The sequence below is a fragment of the Actinoplanes sp. CA-252034 genome (assembly GCF_050956125.1).
In the GTDB taxonomy this organism is placed as follows: Bacteria; Actinomycetota; Actinomycetes; order Mycobacteriales; family Micromonosporaceae; genus Actinoplanes.
This window is the reverse complement of sequence record NZ_CP191846.1, coordinates 10,226,494-10,243,990: the sequence shown is the minus strand read 5'-3', so window position 1 is coordinate 10,243,990 and position 17,497 is coordinate 10,226,494. Positions and strand designations below refer to the sequence as shown.

Annotated in this window: 17 protein-coding genes; 11 read left to right on the top strand and 6 right to left on the bottom strand. The window is 71.1% G+C overall.

The window, feature by feature from the left end; all coding sequences use genetic code 11:
• The first annotated feature begins 3 nt into the window (after positions 1 to 3).
• The 11 genes from ACQPZW_RS46360 to ACQPZW_RS46310 all read left to right on the top strand — a co-directional run bounded on the left by ACQPZW_RS46360 (position 4) and on the right by ACQPZW_RS46310 (position 10,395).
• Complete coding sequence (locus ACQPZW_RS46360; protein WP_433792350.1) at positions 4 to 1,029, top strand: flagellar motor protein MotB; 1,026 nt, start codon at positions 4 to 6, stop codon at positions 1,027 to 1,029.
• Positions 1,030 to 1,045: 16 nt separating this feature from the next.
• On the top strand, positions 1,046 to 1,504 hold the full coding sequence (locus tag ACQPZW_RS46355) for a flagellar basal body-associated FliL family protein (RefSeq protein WP_433792349.1): 459 nt from the start codon (positions 1,046 to 1,048) through the stop codon (positions 1,502 to 1,504).
• 231 nt (positions 1,505 to 1,735) lie between these two features.
• The gene (locus ACQPZW_RS46350) at positions 1,736 to 2,566 is read left to right on the top strand and encodes a flagellar motor switch protein FliM (RefSeq protein ID WP_433792348.1); all 831 of its coding nucleotides are present in this window, start codon (positions 1,736 to 1,738) and stop codon (positions 2,564 to 2,566) included.
• Complete coding sequence (gene fliN, locus ACQPZW_RS46345; protein WP_433792347.1) at positions 2,563 to 3,315, top strand: flagellar motor switch protein FliN; 753 nt, start codon at positions 2,563 to 2,565, stop codon at positions 3,313 to 3,315. Before ACQPZW_RS46350 ends, fliN begins: the two co-directional genes overlap by 4 nt.
• Positions 3,316 to 3,320: 5 nt before the next feature.
• Positions 3,321 to 3,743 carry a flagellar biosynthetic protein FliO gene (locus ACQPZW_RS46340; protein WP_433792346.1) on the top strand — a complete coding sequence of 141 codons (423 nt, stop codon included), beginning with the start codon at positions 3,321 to 3,323 and terminating at the stop codon, positions 3,741 to 3,743.
• Positions 3,721 to 4,503, top strand: a complete 783-nt coding sequence (gene fliP / locus ACQPZW_RS46335; protein ID WP_433792345.1) for a flagellar type III secretion system pore protein FliP — start codon at positions 3,721 to 3,723, stop codon at positions 4,501 to 4,503. The genes ACQPZW_RS46340 and fliP overlap by 23 nt, the downstream gene beginning before the upstream one ends.
• Before the next feature lie 4 nt (positions 4,504 to 4,507).
• Positions 4,508 to 5,272 (top strand): flagellar biosynthetic protein FliR, encoded by a 765-nt coding sequence (locus tag ACQPZW_RS46330; RefSeq protein ID WP_433792344.1) that lies wholly within the window; start codon positions 4,508 to 4,510, stop codon positions 5,270 to 5,272.
• A gap of 47 nt (positions 5,273 to 5,319) precedes the next feature.
• The gene (locus ACQPZW_RS46325; protein WP_433792343.1) at positions 5,320 to 6,411 is read left to right on the top strand and encodes an EscU/YscU/HrcU family type III secretion system export apparatus switch protein; all 1,092 of its coding nucleotides are present in this window, start codon (positions 5,320 to 5,322) and stop codon (positions 6,409 to 6,411) included.
• Positions 6,412 to 6,581: 170 nt separating this feature from the next.
• A complete protein-coding gene (locus ACQPZW_RS46320; RefSeq protein ID WP_433792342.1) occupies positions 6,582 to 8,630 on the top strand; it encodes a flagellar biosynthesis protein FlhA in 2,049 nt (682 codons plus the stop codon).
• A complete protein-coding gene (locus ACQPZW_RS46315) occupies positions 8,620 to 10,140 on the top strand; it encodes a hypothetical protein (protein ID WP_433792341.1) in 1,521 nt (506 codons plus the stop codon). Before ACQPZW_RS46320 ends, ACQPZW_RS46315 begins: the two co-directional genes overlap by 11 nt.
• 6 nt (positions 10,141 to 10,146) lie before the next feature.
• Entirely contained in the window at positions 10,147 to 10,395 is a 249-nt protein-coding gene (locus ACQPZW_RS46310) for a hypothetical protein (RefSeq protein ID WP_433792340.1), read from the top strand.
• A gap of 45 nt (positions 10,396 to 10,440) precedes the next feature.
• Here the strand turns inward: ACQPZW_RS46310 and ACQPZW_RS46305 are convergent, their stop codons facing one another.
• The 6 genes from ACQPZW_RS46305 to fliG all read right to left on the bottom strand — a co-directional run bounded on the left by ACQPZW_RS46305 (position 10,441) and on the right by fliG (position 17,482).
• Positions 10,441 to 12,606 (bottom strand): flagellar hook-length control protein FliK, encoded by a 2,166-nt coding sequence (locus ACQPZW_RS46305; protein ID WP_433792339.1) that lies wholly within the window; start codon positions 12,604 to 12,606, stop codon positions 10,441 to 10,443.
• Positions 12,607 to 12,625: 19 nt separating this feature from the next.
• On the bottom strand, positions 12,626 to 13,633 hold the full coding sequence (locus tag ACQPZW_RS46300; RefSeq protein ID WP_433792338.1) for a transglycosylase SLT domain-containing protein: 1,008 nt from the start codon (positions 13,631 to 13,633) through the stop codon (positions 12,626 to 12,628).
• Complete coding sequence (locus ACQPZW_RS46295) at positions 13,630 to 14,088, bottom strand: cell envelope biogenesis protein TolA (protein WP_433792337.1); 459 nt, start codon at positions 14,086 to 14,088, stop codon at positions 13,630 to 13,632. Before ACQPZW_RS46295 ends, ACQPZW_RS46300 begins: the two co-directional genes overlap by 4 nt.
• Before the next feature lie 412 nt (positions 14,089 to 14,500).
• Entirely contained in the window at positions 14,501 to 15,808 is a 1,308-nt protein-coding gene (locus tag ACQPZW_RS46290; RefSeq protein ID WP_433792336.1) for a FliI/YscN family ATPase, read from the bottom strand.
• On the bottom strand, positions 15,805 to 16,452 hold the full coding sequence (locus tag ACQPZW_RS46285) for a FliH/SctL family protein (RefSeq protein ID WP_433792335.1): 648 nt from the start codon (positions 16,450 to 16,452) through the stop codon (positions 15,805 to 15,807). Before ACQPZW_RS46285 ends, ACQPZW_RS46290 begins: the two co-directional genes overlap by 4 nt.
• A 4-nt stretch (positions 16,453 to 16,456) precedes the next feature.
• Entirely contained in the window at positions 16,457 to 17,482 is a 1,026-nt protein-coding gene (gene fliG, locus ACQPZW_RS46280; RefSeq protein ID WP_433792334.1) for a flagellar motor switch protein FliG, read from the bottom strand.
• Positions 17,483 to 17,497 lie beyond the last annotated feature (15 nt).

Sequence of the window (17,497 nt, the reverse complement as noted above, 5' to 3'; positions counted from 1 at the left end):
TAGATGAGTTCCGGCGGGGGCAAGCGTAAGCAGAAGCACGAGGAGCACGAGGAGCACGCCAACCACGAGCGCTGGCTCGTGTCGTACGCAGACATGATGACCCTGCTGTTCGTTCTCTTCGTGGTGCTCTTCTCGATGAGCGACGTGAACCAGAAGAAGTTCGCCCAGTTGGCGCAGGGCCTGTCACAGGGCTTCGGCTCCAAGAGCGCGGCGTTCAGCGGTAACTACGCCCCGCTGGACGGCGCCTCCAACAACGCACAGGTCGTGCAGATCGACCCGGGCTCCAACCCCGGTGACGGCAGCTCGGGCACCGAGGGCCTGAACCAGAAGCAGAAGGAAGCGGTCGAGCGGGCCATCAAGGCCGAGGACCGTAAGAAGGCCTCGGCCAACGCGGAGAAAGCCGCCAAGGAGGCCGAGGACCTGAAGGCCATCGAACGGAAGATCGCCGACGCACTGGCGGCGCAGAAGATGCTCGGCAGCGCGAAGTTCACGATCGACCAGCGGGGCCTGATCGTCACCATCGTCACCAACGAGGTGGTCTTCGCCGGCAACCGGGCGGAGCTGCAGAGCGGTGGCGAGAAGATCCTCGGCGCGATCGCCCCGACGCTGGCGGGCCTGCCCAACAGCATCGAGGTCGACGGCCACACCAACCAGCTCAAGGCCCGCACCACGTTCTACCCGAGCGGCTGGGAGCTGTCCGCGGCGCGCGCCTCGACCACGGTCCGGTTCTTCGGTGACCACGGTCTGCCGAAGAAGCGGCTCAGCGCGGTGGGCTTCTCCGACACCAAGCCGCTGATCGACCCGAAGGACCCGCGCTCGATCCAGATGAACCGCCGGGTGGACGTCGTCGTTCTGACCCAGCTCACCGCTGACCAGGCCGCACTGCTGCCCTCCGCGGCCGGCGCGGACGGGAAGCTGCACACCGGTCAGACCACCGCCGAGTACGCCGCCGAGCAGAAGGCGTCGGGCGAGACCACGGCGCCGAGCACCACCACCGAGCACACCACCACGACCACCACGCACGACTGAACCGAGGGGAGTTCTCATGGCAGACGAGAAGGAAACGGCCGAGGCGCCGAAGAAGTCCAACAAGATGATGATGATCGTCATCGCCCTCGTGCTGGTCGTCCTGGGTGGTGGTGGGGCCGGGGCGTTCTTCATGCTCCGCGGAGACTCAGCCGAGGCCGCTGAGGAGAAGCCGAAGAAGGGGATCGTCACGGTCGCCGAGAGCACCATCACGGTGAACCTGGCCGACGGTCACTACCTGAAGCTCGGCTTCGCCATCCAGCAGACCGAGGAGTCCGGTGACCACGCGATCGACCTGAGCGAGGCCTACCAGCTGGTGATCGACGAGTACACCGGCCGCACGATCGCCGAGCTCTCCACCGCGGAGGGCCGCGCCAAGATCAAGGAAGAGCTGCTGACCGAGCTCATCAAGACCTACACGGTGGAGGACGTCAAGGAGGTCATGGACATCTACTACACCTCCTTCGTCACCCAGTAAGTCAGCGCCGGCCGGGCGGGTCTCCCCAGGGGGACCCGCCCATCGGTGCGAGAACTGGATGAAAACGCCGCCACGGCTCAGCGGTTCGGTAAGTGAGCCGATGAGGACGACGTGACCACCGCTCAGCGATCCCCCGGCAGGATGTCACGTCGCGGCCAAAGCGGAGGCCCGACCGCGTACGACTTCCGGCGCCCCATCAAGCTCTCCCGCGAACACGTCCGTACGCTGCAGATGGTCTTCGAGTCTTATGCGCGCAGCTGCGGCACCCTGCTGACCACCCGGCTCCGGGCGGTCAGCAACGTCAGTCTGATCTCCATCGAGCAGTTGAACTACGACGAGTACGTCGCCGCGCTCGCCAACCCGACGATCATCGGTGTGGTCACGCTGGACCCGCTGCCCGGGACGGTCCTGCTGGAGATCGCCCAGTCGGCGGTGATGACCGCGATAGATCACATGCTCGGCGGCCCCGGCGGCAATCAGCCGGAGCGGCCGCTGACCGAGGTGGAGATGCCGCTGCTGCGCGGCCTGATGGAGCGCATGCTGGGCGAGCTGCGCTACGGGTTCGAGAGCATGGTGGACATCTCGCCGAAGCTCAAGGAGATCGAGTACAACGCGCAGTTCCTGCGTGCCCACGCGCCCGGCGACGCCGTGGTGGTGGCCTCCTTCGAGACCAAGATCGGCGCGGAGGAGTGCATCTCCACCCTCTGCCTGCCGTTCAACACGATCCTGCCGGTGCTGTCGCGTACCGAGGCGATCGTGTTGAGCGCCGCCGAACGCCAGGCGAAGGACACCGCCCTGCGGAACCTGACGGCCGGACTTTCCGCAGCTCCGATCGACGTAGCAGTGCGATTTCAGCCCATTCGGATGCGTACCGATGACATCGTGGATCTGCGCCCCGGCGACGTGGTCCCGCTCGGACACGCGACCAGCCGGCCGCTCGAGGTGACCGTTCACGACATCGTGTTCGCGCATGCAGTTCCCGGTAACCAGGGCGCCCGGCTCGCCTGTCTCGTCGTGCCGTCGCCCAACGAGAGCTCGTCCAAGGAGTCTGGCCGCCCATGACAGCGCCCACCATGACCGCGCCTCAGATGGCGCTCGCCCGGAACGCCGCCGAGGCCGCGCTGGCCGTCCTGCCCACCAGCCGAGCCCTGGTGGTCGGCGATCCGGTCGTACCGGACGCCGGGACGGTGATCGAGGGCCAGGCGATCACGGCGCGGTTCACCGGCGCGGCCTCCGGTGAGGTCCTCGTGGTGGTCGGCCAGGACCTGGCGGACGCACTCCGGGAGAGCCCGCTCGGCGAGCTGGACCTCACCGCCGCCGTGCGGCCCGCCCTCGAGGCGGCCGCACGGGTCTTCGGCCCGGTGGTCCTCGACCCCGGCCAGCTGATGGAACCGGAGGTCGCGCTGAGCGCGCTGGCCGCCAAGGACGGCTCGGTCGCGGTTCCCCTCCGGGACGAGACAGAGGTACGGGCGGTGGTCGCCCTCGCGCTGAGCCAGTGGCCCGGCGACGACCCGGGTGCGGTGAACATCGCCCAGCGGGCGGCGCCGAGCCGGATGGCCACCGGCCGGGGCGGCCTGGACATGCTGCACGACGTCGAGATGGAGGTGTCGGCCGAGCTGGGCCGGACCCGGATGAGCGTGCGGGAGCTGCTCTCGCTCACCCCCGGCGCGATCGTCGAGCTGGACCGGGCCGCGGGCAGTCCGGCCGACCTGCTGGTCAACGGGCGGCTGATCGCCCGGGGCGAGGTCGTCGTGGTGGACGAGAACTTCGGTATCCGGATCACCGAGATCGTCTCGCCGGGCGCGGAGTAACCGCCTTGATCTCGCTCACCCTGCGCGTCATCGCCTCCCTGCTGGTCGTCCTGATGCTGATGTGGCTGCTCGCGAAGGCCGTCCGCCGGCCGTACACGAGCCGCCGGGAGGGGATCCTCGCGGTGCTCAACCGTCAGCAGCTGAGCCGTGGGTCGGCGGTGGCGGTCGTCCGGGTGGCGGATCGGGCACTGGTGCTGGGGATCACCGAACAGCAGGTCAGCCTCCTCGGCGAGACGGACATCGACGCCTTCGAGACCGAGCCCGAGGAGCACCGGGACCACATGGAGCTGGAGTCGGACGGCCTGCACGCCAAGCTTCCGGGCCGGCACCCGAGGAGCCTCGGCGGCCGGCTCGACGGCTCCCTTCTCTCGCCGAAGACGTGGGTCTCGACCATCGAGTTCCTCCGTGACCGGACTACGAGGCGATGACATGGTCCGCCGCGCGTATTCGCTGTTGATCCTGGTGGCGACCCTGATCATGCTGCCGACGGCCGCTTCTGCCGCGCCCGCGCCGACACCACCCAGCATCGACATCCGGATCAACGGCACCAACCCGGACGGCAGCCGGCCGGCCGCGTCGCTCGTGATCGTCCTCGGCCTGACTCTGCTGTCGGTCGCCCCGGCGCTGCTGCTGCTCTGCACGTGCTTCACCAAGGTCTTCATGGTCCTCGGCATCACCCGCAACGCGCTCGGGCTGACCACCATGCCGCCCAACCAGGTGCTCGCGGGCCTCGCCCTGTTCCTGAGCCTGTTCATCATGGGCCCGACCCTGTCGGCGATCAACGACGAGGGCGTGCAGCCCTATCTGGCCGGCGACAAGACCCAGTCACAGGCCTTCAAGGACGGTGTCGAGCCGCTGCGCGAGTTCATGTACGAGGTGACCCGCGAGGACGAGCTGGCGCTGCTCATCAAGGTGTCCGGTGCGGACCGTCCGCCCAACATCCAGGCGGTCCCGCTGACCACGCTGGTGCCGGCGTTCGTGCTCTCCGAGCTGCGGGCCGCGTTCATCATCGGGTTCGTCATCTTCATCCCCTTCCTGATCATCGACCTCGTGGTGTCGGCGTCACTGATGTCGCTGGGCATGATGATGCTGCCCCCTGTCACCATCGCGCTGCCGTTCAAACTGTTGCTGTTCGTGCTGGTCAACGGGTGGGCCCTGATCATCACGGCGCTGGTCGGCTCGTACTGAGACGATGAGCTTCGACATCGCCATCGCGCAGTTCCTGGCGATCATGCTGGGAGCGGTGCGGACCGGCGCGTGGATGATGGTGTGCCCGCCGCTGAACTCCCGGCTCATCCCGGGACAGGTCAAAGCGCTGCTCTCGGTTGGCCTGACACTGCCGATGGCGCCGTACCTGACCACCACGGTCCCGTCCCTGGAGACCCGGGATCTGATCTTCGCGGCCGCCCTGCAGGTCTTCGTCGGCGCGTCGCTCGGCTTCTTCACGCTCATGCTCTTCTCCGCCATCCAGGCCGCCGGCGACCTGCTCGACCTCTTCAGCGGGTTCACGCTGGCGTCGACGTACGACCCGTTCTCGCAGAGCAGCGCCTCGATCTTCGGCCGCTTCTACAACCTGGTGGCGCTGACCCTGCTCTTCGCCGGGGACGGGCACCAGATGATCCTGCGCGGGTTCCTGCAGAGCTTCCGTACGCTCCCGCTGGACGCCACGTTCTCGACGGAGACGTTGAGCCGGCTGCTGCTGGAGGGGATCGGCGAGATGTTCGTGGCCGCTGTCCAGATCGCCGGGCCGCTGATCGCCGTGCTGTTCCTCGCCGACGTGGCGCTGGGTCTGCTGAACCGGGTCGCGCCCGCGCTCAACGCGTTCCAGCTCGGTTTCCCTATCAAGATCTTCCTGGTGGTGACGCTCTCCGGTATCGCCATCGCGATGCTGCCGGGCGCGCTCGACACGCTCGTCGAGAAGGCGGTCACCGTGGTGGTCCGGCTCAGCGGGGGCTGAACCACGCCGAAAAGCGGGGGAGGGTCACGAGCGCGGGGAGGTGAGACATGTCCGGTGAGAAGACTGAGGAACCGACACAACAAAAGCTCAAGAAGGCCAAGCAAGAGGGCCAGATCGGTAAGACCCAGGACCTGGGGGCGTGGGTCGGCATGCTCGCCGCGAGCATCATGTTGCCGCGCACCCTGACGCAGGCCATGGAGCACGCCCAGGAGTTGATGGAGAAGATCCCCGACACGATCGTCGAACCGGACGTCGGCAAGGGGCTCGCCATCCTCCGCGAGGCGCTGTTGAGCGCCGCCTGGGCGGTGTTGCCGCTGGCACTGACCATGATGGCCGTCGGCATCGTGGCGGCCGCCGCGCAGGGTGGCATCCGGGTCGCCACCAAGCTCTTCATCCCCAAGTTCAACCGGCTCAACCCGTTCAGCGGCATCAAGCGCATGCTCGGCCCGCAGGCGCTCTGGGAGGGCTTCAAGGCCCTGATCAAGACGGTCGTGCTGGGGCTGGTCCTCTGGTTCACGATGCAGGACATGATTCCGGTGCTGATGGACGCCGGACGGCTCCCGCTCGTCACGCTGCTCGGGGTGGTCAGCGACGCGGCGATCCAGTTGATCCGGGCAGCGGCGGCGGCCGGCATCGTGATGGCGGCGGCGGACTACTTCGTGGTGCGACGGCGTACCAAGAAGCAGCTGCGGATGAGCAAGGAGGAGGTCAAGCAGGAGCACAAGAACACCGAGGGCGACCCGCTGATCAAGGCCCAGATCCGGGCCAAGCAGCACGCCATGGCCCGGAACCGGCAGATGGCCGACGTGCCGACCGCGGACGTCGTGGTGGTCAACCCGGTGCACGTCGCGGTGGCCCTGCGGTACGAGCCGCAGAAGGGCGCACCGCGGGTGGTGGCGAAGGGCAAGGGCCCGATGGCCGCGAAGATCCGCGAGATCGCCACCGAGAACCGGATCCCGATGGTCCAGGACATCCCGCTGGCCCGGACGCTGGAGAAGAACTGCGAGATCGGTCAGGAGATCCCGGCGGAGTTCTACGGCGCGGTGGCGAAGGTGCTGGCGTTCGTGATGAGCCTGAAGGCACGTGGTGCGGCGGCCGGTTTGCACCGCAACCCGAACCCGACCCCAGCCATGGCATAACCACCGATTCCGGAGATTTCCTCACAACGCGGTGCAAGAGCAGGGAAGATCGAGACGTGGCGGTGCCACAGCGGCCTCAGTGACGGCGACGGAACGCCGAACAGAACATCGCCAGGACGGCGACGGCTGGGCTCGGATGGCCATCGGACTGCCCACGCTCGGAAGGTGCCGTGAAGAACCGAAACATAGGCAGGTTCGCCGTACCCATAGGGGTCGTCGGCATCATCATCATGATGGTCGTCCCCCTGCCGACCTTCCTGCTCGACCTGCTGATCGCCGTGAACATCACGGCCGCCCTGCTCGTGCTGTTGATCTCCATGTTCGTGCAGAAGCCGCTCGACTTCGCCGTCTTCCCCGCGTTGCTGCTGGTCATGACACTATTCCGGCTGGCGCTCAACATCAGCGCGACACGCCTGGTGCTGCGTGACGGTGATGCCGGCAAGGTGATCCACGCGTTCGGCAGCTTCGTCGTCGGCGGCAACCTGGTCATCGGCCTGGTGATCTTCACGATCCTGGTGATCGTCCAGATGATCGTGGTCACCAAGGGCGCCGAGCGGGTCGCCGAGGTCGGCGCCCGCTTCACCCTCGACGCCATGCCCGGCAAGCAGATGGCCATCGACGCCGACCTCAACGCCGGCCTGATCGACGAGTCCGAGGCCAAGAAGCGCCGCGCCGAGGTGTCCTCGGAGGCCGACTTCTACGGCGCCATGGACGGTGGATCCAAGTTCGTCAAGGGCGACGCCATCGCGGCCATCATCATCACGGTGATCAACCTGGTCGGCGGATTCGCGGTCGGCATTCTCCAGGCGGGCATGGCCCCGGTCGACGCGATGAACCACTACAGCATGCTCAGCATCGGCGACGGCCTGGTGTCGCAGATCCCCGCGCTGCTGCTGTCGGTCGCCACCGGTCTCATCGTGACCCGCTCGGCCACCTCCGGCGACATGGGCCAGACGGTCACCACCCAGCTCAGCCAGAACAAGCTCGCCCTGCGGATCGGCGGCGGCGCGGCGATGGCCCTGTGCATCATCCCCGGGCTGCCGCCACTGCCGTTCCTGCTGGTCGGCGGAACCGTGCTGCTCATCGCTCATCGGATCAAGGAACCGGTCCCGGAGCCGATCGAGAAGGGCGCCGCGGCCGAGGCGGTCGACCTGCCCGCGCCCGACTCGCCGGAACAGCTGCTCGGCGAGATGCGCATCGACCCGCTGGAGCTCGCGCTCGCCCCCGACCTGGTCGACCTCGTCGACGCCAGCAGCGGGGACCTGCTCGACCGGGTACGCGCCCTGCGCCGCAAGATGGCCATGGAGCTCGGCGTGATCATGCCGCCGGTCCGTACCCGGGACGACCTGGACCTGCCGCTCTCCTCGTACGCGATCCGGATCTCCGGTGTCGACGCCGGCACCGGTCAGGCGCCGCCGGGCACCGTCCTGGCGATCGGCGAGGGACTGCAGGCGCTCCCCGGCCGGGCCGGGGTCGAACCGGTCTTCGGGCTGGCCGGCAAATGGGTCCCCGCCGAGCTGCACTACCAGGCCGAGATCTCCGGCGCGACCGTGGTCGACCGGGCCTCGGTGATCATCACGCATCTGGCCGAGATCGTCCGGACCAACGCCAGCCGACTGCTCGGCCGCGAGGACGTCCGCGCGCTCTCCGAGATGGTCAAGCGCACCCACCCGGTGGTGGTGGAGGAGCTGACCCCGGCGCTGCTCAGCCTCGGCCAGGTGCAGAAGGTGCTGCAGGCACTGCTCGACGAGGGTGTGCCGATCCGCGACCTGGTCCGGATCTTCGAGGCCCTGTCGCTGCGGGCCAAGACCTCCCAGGACCACGACGGCCTGGTCGAGGCGGCGCGTGGCGCACTCGGGCCGGCCATCGCCGCCCAGTACGCGACCGCGGGCCGGCTCACCGTGATCACCCTCGACCCGATGCTCGAGCAGGGCCTGCTCGAGTCGCTGCGGCCGAGCGACACCGGGGCCTTCATGGCGATCGACGGCATGCGCGCCGAGGCGATCGTCAGTGAGGCGAGCCGGCTCTCCGAGGCCGCCGAGCAGCAGGGACTCAACCCCGTCCTGGCCTGCTCCCCGCAGCTGCGGCTGCCCCTGATGCGACTGCTGCGAGCCGGCTCGCGCCGGGTTCAGGTGCTGTCGTACAGCGAAATCTCTGGTTCCACCGCACAGATCGAGACGATAGGGGTGGTGAACGGTGCCTACGCGGGTGCTGCTTGAGGGACCGGCCATCGAGCCGCTGCTGGCTCAGGTACGTGACGAGTACGGCTCGAGCGTCCGGATCATCTCCGCCGACAAGGTACGAAGTGGTGGCATCGGGGGCTTCTTCGCGAAGCAGCACTACGAGCTCTCCGTCGAGGTACCGGATCCAACCGAGGACAGTGATGACATGGCGCAACAGACCGTCGCCGGCAACGGCACACACAACTTCGAGCGCCTGCTCGAGCAGGCCGAGGCGCATGACCGGGTGACCGCCGAGCGGGCGCCGGCATCCCCTGAACGGCGAACCCGCCAGGAGGGCCGGCAGGCCGGGCTCGGCGACACCGGGGCCGCGTTCGCCGAGCTGATGGCCGGCCTCGACGTCGCCGGTCACCTCGGTGAGGGCCGCGCGCCGTCCCGGCCCCGCGCGGCCGAGGCATCCAAGCCGGCCGAGGCCCGAGAGGAGACGCCCACGGTGCGCCCGTTCCGACCGGCCACCGCCACCGGCTCAGCGGTCAACGCGGGTCAGCGGCCACTCCCCGCGGCGCTGCCGACCGTGCCGAGTTTCCCCGAGCGGCCCGCCGCCAAGGAGCGCCCGGCCGCGGAGCCCCGCGAGACGATGACCCCGATCCGGGCGGCCACCGCCGCCCCACGCTCGGTCTCCCCGGCGCCGTTCCGGACCGCCGAGCCCACCCCGGCCCCGCCGCGCGCCGCGTTCGCCCAGCCGGCCGCTCCGATCCGGTCCGCGGCCGACGTGTACGGACTGGACGAGCCGGCGCCGGCCTCGCCCGCCCCGGCCACCACCGCCCCGGCCGCACTGCGCTCCGGCGAACTGGACCCGGTGCAACGCAACCTGATCACGGTCGGCATGCCCGAGTCGATGGCCCGCAAGATCACCGGCGGGGACACGTACGCCGGTGTGCTCAGCGTCCTCGCCGCGCGCCCGGCCGCGCCCGGCATCCCGGACGGCCCCGGCGAGATCCTGGTCCTGGCCGGCGAAGTCCACACCGCGGTGCCGATCGCCAAGCAAATCCTCGAGCAGCTGCACGTCGACCAGACCCACCTGCTGCTCGCCGCGCCGTCGACGGCCGGCACCGGGCTGCACTCGTCCCGGCTCGTCTCCAGCCGCAGCGCGGCCGAGTCGCGGGCCGAGAAGCTGCAGAGCTCGGAGCATCCGTGGGTGGTGGTGATCGAGGCGCCGGTCGGCGGCACGGATCCGTTCTGGGTCAACGACATGTGCGACGCACTCGGCGCCACCGCCCTGTGGGCCGTCGTCGACGCCACCCGCAAGACCGCCGACTCGGCCCGCCACCTGCGCAATCTCGGCGAGGTCGAGGCGCTCGTGGTGCACAGCGTGGAGCTCACCGCCGACCCCGCGTCGGTGCTCGGCCTGGACGTCCCGATCTTCTCGCTGGACGGCAAGCCGGCCACGCCGCACGCCTGGGCGGCCATGCTCTGCGCCCGGATCGCGGCCGAGGTCATGCCGACGGCCATGATGCCGCGGCGGGTGACCCGCTCGGGCCGCCGCTGACCTCCGATGATCAAGCCGTCGGTTCTGCTGTTCGCGCTGCTGATGAGCGCGCCGGCGTTCTACCGTCTGCTCGGTGACGAGGTGGACCTGATCCAGGTGCTGATCCGGTTCCTCATCGCCGTGCCGATCGCCGCCGTGCTCCTGGCCGGGCTCCGATTCGTCCTCTCCGGTTACCGCAAGGCGGACGAGGAGACGCCCGGCGCCGTGATGGTGCCCGAGCCGTACGACAGTCGCGAACCCGGAAAGTCCAACTGACCGGCGCCGGCCCCCGCACATGACGGGAGCCGGCGCCGTTTCGTCTCAGGCCTGTACGTCCAGCCGTCCCGAGCCCGGGTCCACCCGGCGGGTGACGACCGGCGCGGGCTCGGCGCCGACGTCCGGGCCACCGCGCGCCGTGTCCGCCCGCCGCCCCGGAGACTCGGCGAGCTGCTGCCGGGCCTGCTGCTGGGTGTTGCCCTGGCGCAGGTCGAGCGTGCAGTTGCCGAACCCGGAGCTCTCCAGCTCACGCCGCAGGTCGTCGAGCGACGACCGCAGAGCCTCGGTGCCCGCCTCGGTCCCTCCGGCCAGCTGCACCGTGATGTCGCCGTTGCGGATCTCCGCCACCACCTGCACCGGGCCGAGGTCGACCGGGTGCAGGTGCACGGTCAGCCGGTGGACCCCGTCCGCGTCCAGCCGGAGCGGGACGAGCCGGGTGGCCAGCTGCTGTGCCGCCGGAGGCGCCGGTGTGGCCGGAGCCTCCTGCGGAGCGGGCGCGTCGGCGGTCGGCACCGTGGGGGCGGCGGCCTGCGGGCCGGTCACCCCGCCCAGGCCCACTGTCGCCGGGGCTACCGGGGCGCCGGTCTCGGCAGGTGTGCTGATCTGCGGGAACGCGGTGGCCGTACCGGCGGTGGGCTCGGTGGTCGGCTCGGCCCCGCCGGTGAAGGCGCCGGCCGTACCGGATCCATCGCCCTGACCCGAGCGGTCGCCCTGCCCGGCGCCGCCCTGTCCGCCGGTGTCCGGAGCGACCTCGCCGGTCGGCGCGGGGTCGGCGGTGGCCGCCCCGGTCGTGTTCTCGGCCGGCGCGGCCGCGGTGGCCTCCGGGGCACGCAGCCCCTCCGGGCGTGGCGCGGCCGCGGCCTCGACGACGGTCGCCGCGGGCTGAGCCGCCGGAGATCCGGTCCCCGTGGGTACGCCCTGAGGCGCCCCCGCCGCAGCCGGAGCCGCCCCCTGCCCGGCGACCTGGCCACCGGACGCCGATGCGGCACCTACGGTCCCGTCGGCGCCCTGAGCAGCCGATCCAGTCGCGGTGCCCGCCGCGTCCCCGGAGCCGGCCGGAGCCGCCGTGCTCGCGCTCGCGCCCGTGCCTGTGCCCGTGCCATCGGCCGGAGCGGCCGGCGTCTCGGCCGTCGCCGTGCCGCTCGGCTGTCCCGCCGGTGTCGTGGCGGTCTGTGTCGCGCCCGTGTCGGTGGCCGTCAGGGTCGTCCCGGCGGCCGCCTGCGGCGCCGCACCGGTGATCGCCGCGGTTCCGGCGGCAGCGGTGTCCTCGGTCGCGGCGACCTCGGGCGTGACGGGCAGCGGAAGAACCGGCATCGTGCCGGTGGCCAGAACGGTCACCGCGGCGTCCGCGCTCTCCTCGGGCTCCGTGGTCTCCTCGGCACCGGTTGTCTCCGCGGCGGCGGAGTCCGTGCCGGTCACCGTGGTCTCCTCGACCGGCCCGGCCCCGGCGGGGCCAGCCTGCAAGTCGGTGGCGTCCGCCGGACCGGCCGAACCACCGGCCACCCGATCCACGGCGGCCCGTCCGGCGGCCACCGGGTCCGGAGCCCGCTTCGTGTCCCGCCCGGCAGCGGCCCGCCCCTCCGGAGCCCGATCGGTCGCCGTCCGTTGGCCGGCCCGGTCGGCGGCACGCGGGTCGACCCGGTCCGTGACCGCGCGCCGGCCGGTCCGGTCAACCCCGGCCCGATCCGGCCCGGGTCGTTCGGTCGTGGTCCGTTCGGTCATGGCCCGGTCAGCCGCCGCCCGTTCGGCCGCGATCCGTGACGCCGTAGCCCGCCCGGAAGCCGCCCGCGACGCCGCGGCGCGCTGGGCGGCCTCCCGCCCGTCCGCCGTCCGGGAAGCCGCGCGCTGCGCCGCCTCCCGCCCGTCGGCGGCATCCGGCGAGGCCGCGCGGTCACCCACGGCCGGTGAGGCCACGGCCGGTGAGGCCGCGGCCGGTGATGTCGCCGTCCGTGAGGCCGCGGCCCGCGACATCGCCGCGAACCGGGCCGCCGCGTGCGAGGAGGCCAGGGTCCGAGGGTCGGCGCCGGTGCTCCGGGACTCCGGCCGCCCGGGTGGCCGGTCGACCGCTCGTTCGTCGTCGTCGCCGGGCCGGCCCATCTCGGCCGAGAGCGCGGACCCGAACTCCGCGCCGCCCTCATCGCGCTTCCCGCCCGCTCGTCTGGTCGCGTCGGCGCCCGCCCGGCGCTCGGGACCCGTCACTGAACTCGACATGGTCATACGGTCTCCCCTGCTAGTGGGTGTCTGATCCGGGCGCGGTGTCAGCCGCCGAGGGCGGCCAGAGCCTTCTGCACCTTCGGGACGTAAGCCTGGGTCTCGGCGAACGGGGGATGCCGTCGTACTTGTGCACGGCCCCGCCACCGGCGTTGTAGGCGGCCAGCGCCAGGGGCACCGACTTGAACTCGCGCAGGTGCTTGGCGAGCAGCTTGGCGGCGCCGTCCACGGCCTGGGCCGGGTCGAACGCGTCGTCTACACCGAGCCCGCGGGCGGTCGCCGGCATCAGCTGCATCAGGCCCTGGGCGCCGGCCTTGCTGACGGCTCTCGGGTTGTAGCCGGACTCGACCTTGGCCACCGCGGCGAGGAGCTTCGGGGAGACGCCGTGCTCGGCGCCGGCCCGCTCGAACAGGTTCGCGTACGGCACACCGGCCAGCCCACCGGCGGAGGCGGTCCGCAGCCCGGCCGGGCGCAGCGAGGACATGTCCTGCACTGCGGCGGTGGGAACGGTGTCGAGGACCCGGCGGATGGCGCTCGGTGTCTCGTACACATTCTGGATCTTGACGCGGTCACCGGGCTTCGGGGCCGCGATCATCCGGTTGTCCCCCAGATAGATCGCCACGTGGTCGACCGGCGAGTTGAACGCCAGGATGTCACCCGGCTTGGCGTCGGCCAGGCTCGCCACCGGGCGGCCGGCCTTCGCCTGCTGCCAGGAGTTACGCGGCAGCTCGACGCCGAGGTCGCGGTAGGCCCGCTGGACCAGGGCCGAGCAGTCCAGCCCCTTGGCCGGGTCGGAGCCGCCGAAGACGTACGGCGTACCCAGATATCTCTTGGCCGCCTCGACGATGTCGCCGCCGGTCGGGCCGGACGTGGCGAGCGCGCCGCCGGTCGAGCCGGTGGCGCCGGCGAGTGCCGAGGCGAACTTGGCGCCCGACGTGCCGCCGGCCGCCGCGGGCGCAGGGTTGAGGCCCAGCTGATCCTGCAGTTCGGCGACGCGGGAGATGACTCCGGTGACACCCAGCATCATGCTTCGCTCCGGTTCGGGTCGGTGACGGTTCCGGCGGCGTTCCGTGCTTCGGCGGTGACCGCCAGCTCGTCGAGGACGGCCTGGTCGGTCTTCAGGTCGTGGGCTTTGACGGTGGCGGCGTGGCGCTCGGCCATCAGCTCCACCGCCCGGCGGCGTTTGGCGGCGTCGGCGAGAGCGGCCAGCTTCTCCTGCTCGATCACCTCGGCGCTGGTCACCATCCGCTGCGCGTCGAACAGGCCGGCGGCCAGCGACTGCCGGGCCACCAGCGCGGCGACCATCGCCCGGGCGGACCCCTCGCTCGGCGCGTCCGCCCCGACGAGGTCCAGCTTGCGGCGCTTGACCATGGCCTCGGCCTCACGGATCTCGGCGCGGGACTGGATGACGGCGCCGCGGGCGGCATCCTCCTGTGCCTTGCGGGCACGCAGCACGGGCGCCAGTCGGAACAGGCGGTTCAACGTTGGCCTCCTAGCGGGGCCGGTGGGCCCTCACCTAGCCGCTTCGGTCCGCCCGCCGAACCCCTGAGCCCCTGCACCGACTTCGCTACTGAGCTGCCAGGACGGCATCCCTCAAGACCGCCGTTCGCTGCCGTTCCGGCTCCGAACGGGCCCGGTGGGCGCGGTGCGCGGTCGCTACCGGTTCACGTCGGCCGGGGCCGGGCGCGGCGGGTGGGCGCGGTCTGCGGCCGGGTTCCGGTTACGACCCCTGCCGACCGGTGCGGCCTCTTGCGGTGGTGTCGCGCGCCTTTTCTCGTACGGAGGGAGAAGTCCTCGACCGCAGACCGGACCGCCCCGCCCGCGCCGCGCCAGGTCCGCGAAGGTCGAGGCCGCAACGCGGCCGCCGGGCTGATGCGGTGGTTCCCCGACCCGGTCAGGTGGTGGCGATCAGCGCGCGCAGTGCCGTCCACGCGGACTCGGCCGTGGTGCGGTCGTCGAGGTCCTGCCGGAGGAAGGCGGTGATCTGCGGCCACGCCGCGTTCGCCCGGTCGGCCTCGTGGTTGGTGCCGGGCACGTAGGCGCCGATCTCGACGAGCTCGCGGACCTCGCGGTGCGCGGCCATCATCCGGCGCAGCTCGGTGGCGTCGGAGCGCTGCTGCTGGTTCGTGATCTTGTTGGCCACACGGGAGATCGAGTCGAGGGCCTGTACGGCCGGGAAGTGCCCGCCCGTGGCCAGTTTCCGGTCGAGCACGATGTGCCCGTCCAGGATCGATCGGGCCGCGTCGGCGATCGGCTCGTTGTGGTCGTCACCCTCGACGAGGACCGTGTACAGGCCGGTGATGCTGCCGCGCGCGCCCGGTCCGGCCCGTTCCAGCAGGGAGGCGAGCATCGCGAAGACCGACGGCGGGTAGCCGCGGGTGGCCGGTGGCTCGCCGACCGACAGGCCGACCTCACGCTGCGCCATCGCCGCACGCGTCACGCTGTCCATCATGAGGAGCACGTCGGCGCCCTCGTCCCGGTAGTACTCGGCGATCCGGGTGGCGACCGCGCCGGCCCGGAGCCGGACCAGTGGTGGCGTGTCCGACGTGGCGATCACCAGCACCGAGCGGGCCAGGCCCTCCGGCCCCAGGTCGTGCTCGATGAACTCGCGCACCTCCCGGCCGCGTTCACCGACCAGGGCGACCACGTTCAGCTCGGCGGCGGTGCCCCGGGTGATCTGGCTCATCAGGGTGGACTTGCCGACACCGGAGCCGGCGAAGATGCCGATGCGCTGGCCCTTGCCGCACGGGACGAGCGTGTCGAGAACGCGTACCCCGAGGGACATCTGTTCGCCGACCAGCTGCCGTTCCATCGCCGACGGCGGCGCCGCGTCGATCGGGACCAGGGTGCCGCGCAGTGGCGGCCCGCCGTCCATCGGCCGGCCCAGCCCGTCGAGGATGCGGCCGCGCAGGTCCGGGCCGACCGCGACGCGCAGCGGCCCGCCGGTGCTGATCGCCGGGGTGCCGGTGCCGAGGCCGGCGATCGGGCCGAGCGGCATGCAGGAGAGCCGTTCGCCGTCGAGGGCGGCCACCTCGGCCAGGACCTGATGGGAGCCGGTGCCGATGCGCAGCAGGTCGCCGACGTTGGCCTCCAGCCCGCTCACCGTCACGCGCAGACCGACCGCGCCGGTGACCCGGCCGCTGACGACCGGACGGGCCGCCTCGATCGCGCTCCGGATGCGGTGCTGGAAGAGGTCGGTCACAGGCGCAGCGCCTCACGGGTCCGGGCCACCGCGGCCGCGATGGTCGCGTCGACGGTGGCGGTGCCGGTCTCGGCGACCGCGTCTCCGGGTTGTAGGGCCGGGTCCGGGCGCAGCGTGATGCGGCGGCCCTGGAAGTCGAAGTCCTCGCCGGAGCCCTCCCCGACGAGGTTGCGGTAGTCGTCGGGGTGCAGGTTGACGATCACGTCACCGTGGTCGGGGGCGGCGGTCATCGCCCGGCGCAGCGCGTCCGCACCACGTTCCGGGTCATCGCGCAGGTTGCGGCCGATGATCGCCTCGGCCAGTTCCCACGCGCTGGCGAGCACGACCTCCTGCAACTCGGTGAAGGTCGGCATGAGCTGGTCCTCCAGGCCGGTCACCGCGCGCCCGAGGGCGTTCACGGCGCTGGCCAGGGCGGCGGCACGGCGGTGATCGAAGGCCTCCTCGGCCGCGACGGCACGTGCCGCGGCAGCCTCGTTGGCGGCCGCGGCGTCGCGCTTGCCCTGCGCCCAGCCCTCGGCGTATCCGGTGGTCCGGGCCTGCTGGAGCGCCCGATCCACGGCCTCGTTCTCGATCGGTGCGTCCTGCCGGAGGTCGATGCCGAACCGCGCTGCGGCGGCGTTCTCCGCCGCCACCCCGCGGATCACACGGTCACGCGATGAGCTCATCGGCCTCGCCGCCGCGCTGGATCTCGATCTGACCGGAGTCCTCGAGCGTACGGATGACACTGACGATCTTGGCCTGGGCCTCCTCGACCATCTTGACCTTGACCGGCCCGAGCAGGTCCATCTCCTCCAGCAGGTTCTCCCGGCCGCGCTCGGAGAGGTTCTTGGTGACCTTGTCGCGCACGCCCTCGGGCACACCCTTGAGCGCGGTGGCCAGATCGGCCGGCTCCACCTGGCGCAGGATGAGCTGCACCGCACGGTCCTCGAGGTTGATGACGTCCTCGAACATGAACATCCGGCGGCGGATCTCCTCGGCCAGCTCGGGGCTGCGCGCGTCGAGGGCCTCCAGGATGAGCCGCTCGGTGGTGCGGTCGGCCCGGTTGATGATGTCGACGAGAGGCTGCAGACCGCCGACCGTGGAGAGCTCGTCCGGCTGCAGCACACTGGACAGCTTGCGCTGCAGGGCGCTCTCCACCTGGCGGATGATGTCCGGCGAGGTCCGGTCCATGATCGCGATCCGGTGCGCGACCTCGGTCTGCACCTCCAGCGGCAGGCCGGCCAGGATCGACGACGCCAGCCCGGACGGGATGTGGGCCAGGACCAGCGCGATCGTCTGCGGGTGCTCGTACTGCACGTAGGAGAGCAACTGCCGGGGGTCGGCGTGGCTCAGGAAGTTGAAGGGGATGTCGTTCATCGACGCTTCGAGCCGCTCCAGGATGAGCGCCGCGCGTTCCTTGCCGAGCGAAGCCTCCAGCAGCTCCCTGGCGTAGTCCATGCCACCCGACCCGGCGTATCGGGTGGTGGCCATGGCGTAGAACTCGTCCATCACGTCGTCGACCTGGACCGGGTCGAGCTTGCCCAGCCGAGCCACCTCGGCGGAGACCTGCTCGACCTCTTTGTCGGTCATGTTGGCCATGACGGACGCCGCGTGTTCCCGGCCGAACTGGACCAGCATGATCGCGGCCTTGCGCACTCCGGTCATGGAGAGCGTGCTGAGCGCCGGTGTTGTCAACTGTTGCTCCTGTGG

Bases quoted from the DNA above. Each gene is read 5' to 3' on its own strand.
- ACQPZW_RS46360 (WP_433792350.1), top strand. From the start codon at position 4: ATGAGTTCCGGCGGGGGCAAGCGTAAGCAGAAGCACGAGGAGCACGAG.
- ACQPZW_RS46355 (WP_433792349.1), top strand. From the start codon at position 1,046: ATGGCAGACGAGAAGGAAACGGCCGAGGCGCCGAAGAAGTCCAACAAG.
- ACQPZW_RS46350 (WP_433792348.1), top strand. From the start codon at position 1,736: ATGGTCTTCGAGTCTTATGCGCGCAGCTGCGGCACCCTGCTGACCACC.
- fliN (WP_433792347.1), top strand. From the start codon at position 2,563: ATGACAGCGCCCACCATGACCGCGCCTCAGATGGCGCTCGCCCGGAAC.
- ACQPZW_RS46330 (WP_433792344.1), top strand. From the start codon at position 4,508: ATGAGCTTCGACATCGCCATCGCGCAGTTCCTGGCGATCATGCTGGGA.
- ACQPZW_RS46325 (WP_433792343.1), top strand. From the start codon at position 5,320: ATGTCCGGTGAGAAGACTGAGGAACCGACACAACAAAAGCTCAAGAAG.
- ACQPZW_RS46310 (WP_433792340.1), top strand. From the start codon at position 10,147: ATGATCAAGCCGTCGGTTCTGCTGTTCGCGCTGCTGATGAGCGCGCCG.
- ACQPZW_RS46305 (WP_433792339.1), bottom strand. From the start codon at position 12,606: ATGTCGAGTTCAGTGACGGGTCCCGAGCGCCGGGCGGGCGCCGACGCG.
- ACQPZW_RS46300 (WP_433792338.1), bottom strand. From the start codon at position 13,633: ATGATGCTGGGTGTCACCGGAGTCATCTCCCGCGTCGCCGAACTGCAG.